4 protein-coding genes are annotated in these 3,556 nt (G+C 41.5%); all 4 read left to right on the forward strand.

From position 1 onward, the window contains the following. Window positions 1-556: RagB/SusD family nutrient uptake outer membrane protein (locus VNZ46_RS16840; protein WP_325561222.1), on the forward strand; the 556-nt coding region annotated here is incomplete at its 5' end. Window positions 557-704: 148 nt separating this feature from the next. After that, complete coding sequence (locus tag VNZ46_RS16845) at window positions 705-2,918, forward strand: glycoside hydrolase family 3 C-terminal domain-containing protein (RefSeq protein ID WP_325561223.1); 2,214 nt, start codon at window positions 705-707, stop codon at window positions 2,916-2,918. Window positions 2,919-2,997: 79 nt separating this feature from the next. Continuing rightward, window positions 2,998-3,162 (forward strand): hypothetical protein, encoded by a 165-nt coding sequence (locus tag VNZ46_RS16850; RefSeq protein ID WP_325561224.1) that lies wholly within the window; start codon window positions 2,998-3,000, stop codon window positions 3,160-3,162. Window positions 3,163-3,174: 12 nt separating this feature from the next. After that, a partial coding sequence (locus VNZ46_RS16855; protein WP_325561225.1) for a glycoside hydrolase N-terminal domain-containing protein occupies window positions 3,175-3,556 on the forward strand: 382 nt, incomplete at its 3' end.

The raw sequence follows: 3,556 nt of genomic DNA on the forward strand, positions 1-3,556 counted from the left end.
TGGAATAGCTGGGGCAAAAAGTTATTGGGTGCCTATGCGCTATACCGAATTATTGATGAACTATGGTGAATGTGCAAACGAAGTTGGCAAACTTAGCGAGTCACTTAACGTTTTATATCAGGTTAGAGCAAGGGCCAAGATTAGCCAGGGCACAGGTTCCTATGGAATTACAGCTGCAGGGCAGATAGATATCCGCACGGCTTATATTAAAGAACGTCAGGTTGAATTCGCTTTCGAGAACATGCGTTTCCCTGATCTGAGACGCTGGAGAAGGTATGACATCCTGAACACCCAAGGTGGCCGCCATGGATTGGTTATTATATTAAAACCCGGACAGCCACTGCCTTCACCAACGGATAATATTATAACAGATCCGCTGGTTCGTGCTAAGTTCTCTGCTCAATTTGTCGATAATCTCGACGGCGATCCTTCGTTTACCTTCAATTTAACTTTAAACCATTGGTTTTATCCGCTAAACCCTAGTCAAATCAGTTTGGAGCCAGAAAATCTTCCTCAGAACAAAGAATGGGGTGGCACATTTGATCCATTACAATAAAATCTGCACTCCCATATAATAAAATCGAGTATAATAAGCTAGGCGGCCAATGCTGCCTGGCTTATTGTCATTTATGAAGAAAATAAAACATTTGTTTTGGTCAATTTAATTGAAGTTTAAAAGATCTGATTGCAGTAGATTTACAAATATGAAGAAGATTACCATACCGATTGTGTGCTTGTTATTGCCAGTACTGTTAAAAGCTCAGGACTTTAAGGCCTATCCAATGTGGAATTCCACATTATCCATAGAAAAAAGAGTAAAAGACCTTGTGGGCCGCTTAACGCTCGAAGAGAAAGTTGCGCAAATGCTAAACACCGCTCCAGCCATTCCGCGTCTGGGTATTCCGGCCTATGAATGGTGGAATGAAGTCCTACACGGTGTTGCCCGGACTCCCTATAAAACGACAGTATTCCCGCAGGCTATCGGCATGGCAGCTACCTGGGATGCAAATGCCTTAAAGCTTATGGCACAATATAGTGCAACGGAAGGCAGAGCAATTAACAATAGAGCCATCCGGGAAGGAAAAACCGGAGATCGTTACCTGGGGCTTACTTATTGGACACCAAATATTAACATATTCCGTGACCCAAGATGGGGTAGAGGACAGGAGACCTATGGAGAAGATCCTTTTTTAACCGCTAAGATGGGCTCTGTATTTGTAAAAGGCTTACAGGGAGATGATCCAAACTATCTGATGGCTGCAGCTTGTGCCAAGCATTATGCGGTCCACAGTGGCCCTGAAGCGAGCAGGCATTCAGATAACATCAACCCGAGTATGTATGACCTCTGGGATACTTATTTGCCTGCTTTTAAAGAATTGGTCGTAAATGCAAAGGTAGCAGGAGTGATGTGTGCTTACAACGCTATAAACGAGCAACCATGCTGTGCCAATGACCTCTTAATGAACGATATTTTACGCAGGCAATGGAAATTTACAGGATATGTGACGAGTGACTGCGGAGCAATAGATGATTTTATTAATCATCATAAGACACATAAAAATGCACCTTCTGCTGCTGCTGATGCGGTGTTTCATGGCACAGACGTAGAATGTGGAAACACGGTGTACAAATCGCTGGTAGATGCGGTGAAGACTGGTATTATGACTGAAAAAGATATCGATGTTTCTCTATCCCGTCTGTTCATGATCAGGTACCGCCTGGGGATGTTTGATCCGGCAGAAAAAGTAAAATACAGACAGATTCCGGAGAACATTCTGGAGGCTCCTGCACATAAGGAACATGCCCTTAAAATGGCCAGAGAATCTATCGTTTTGCTTAAAAATACTAATGGTATCCTCCCTCTTTTGAAATCAATAAAGAAAGTTGCAGTAATAGGACCCAATGCCGATAACAAAACTGCACAATTGGGAAATTACAATGGTTTCCCCACAAAAAATGTTTCTGTTCTGGAAGCGATCAAAGAGAAACTGGGACCTCTGGTTTCAGTTTCCTATGATAAAGGTGTTGGTCTCACTGCCGATAGCCTGAAAAAAAATGGAAAATTTGAAAAGACAGATATGGCCGCATTGGCTAATCGTGCAGCTGGTTCAGATGTTATTGTTTTTGTAGGAGGAATTTCTCCTGAACTGGAAGGGGAGGAGATGTCTGTGAATGCCAAAGGTTTTAAAGGAGGCGACCGTACTTCTATTTTACTCCCTGAGGTACAAACTGAAATGTTGAAAGCTTTACAGGCCACGGGAAAACCTGTTATTTTAGTTCTCTTTACCGGAAGTGCTCTGGCAATGCCTTGGGAAACTGAACATATTCCAGCCATTGTCAATGCTTGGTATGGAGGTCAAAGTACTGGAACTGCAGTGGCAGATGTATTGTTTGGTGATTACAATCCTGCAGGCCGCCTTCCGGTAACTTTTTATAAAAGTGATGCCGACCTTCCTGATGTGAAAGATTACAGCATGAAGGGGCGCACATATCGCTATTTTAAGGGAGAAGTAGAATACCCTTTTGGTTATGGTTTAAGTTACAGTACATTCAAATATTCCAATCTTAAAGCACCGCTTCAGCTTAAAAAAGGAAAATCTTTAATCGTTGAGGCGTTGGTTACCAATACAGGAGAACTTAAAGGAGAGGAAGTTGTCCAACTTTATCTCTCTCATCCGGGAATTAAAGAGACTGCTCCTGTTAGGGCATTGCAAGGATTTCAAAGAATCTTTCTTGAACAGGGTCAATCTAAGAAAGTTCGTTTTGAATTAAGTACGGATCAATTGACTTTGATAGATCAAAATGGAAAAAGATATCAGCCCGGAGGAAAACTGTTATTGTCTATAGGTGGTGGGCAGCCCAATGTGAAACAGATAACAAGTTCAAATGTTCTTCAGCATGAAATCTCAGTGCATTAATCTTCTTTGATAAATGACTTGCAACCACACCACTTTATATGAATGCAGCCGCAAAGAAATTAGCAACAACACTTTTAAAATGAATAACCTCTTGTTGCTTAGGGCACGAAGCGTGGATCATTTGGGATTTATAGATAAACGAATGGAAAAAAATGATATTGATTTGCCAGAACTGCTTATAAATAAAGCAAAAGAAATGCCGATTATTGAGATAAAAACAAACCTGAAGATAAATCAACCATAAATAATCTTTTAAATGATCAAAATAAAAGCCCTCTTCCTACTATTTACTTTTCTAACCGCAACTGCAGCCTACGCAGCAGACAGCAAGCCCAAAAGATTGTGGTATAAACAACCAGCAAAAAAATGGGAGGCAGAGGCCTTGCCGATAGGCAACGGGCGTATGGGAGCGATGTTATTTGGCGGTATCAAGACCGAACGCATTCAGTTTAACGAGCAAAGTCTTTGGGGAGGAGATAATAACTGGGACGGTGGATATCAAACAGATATTCACGGTTTTGGTTCTTACCGTAATTTTGGTGAACTTGTTATAGATTTTGATCATGCTGATGAGGCTAAGGCTTACCAAAGAGCTTTGGATATCACTAACGGCGTTCATACAACCTCATTTGAAATCA

The sequence above is a fragment of the Pedobacter sp. genome (assembly GCF_035566355.1).
Classification (GTDB): Bacteria; Bacteroidota; Bacteroidia; order Sphingobacteriales; family Sphingobacteriaceae; genus Pedobacter.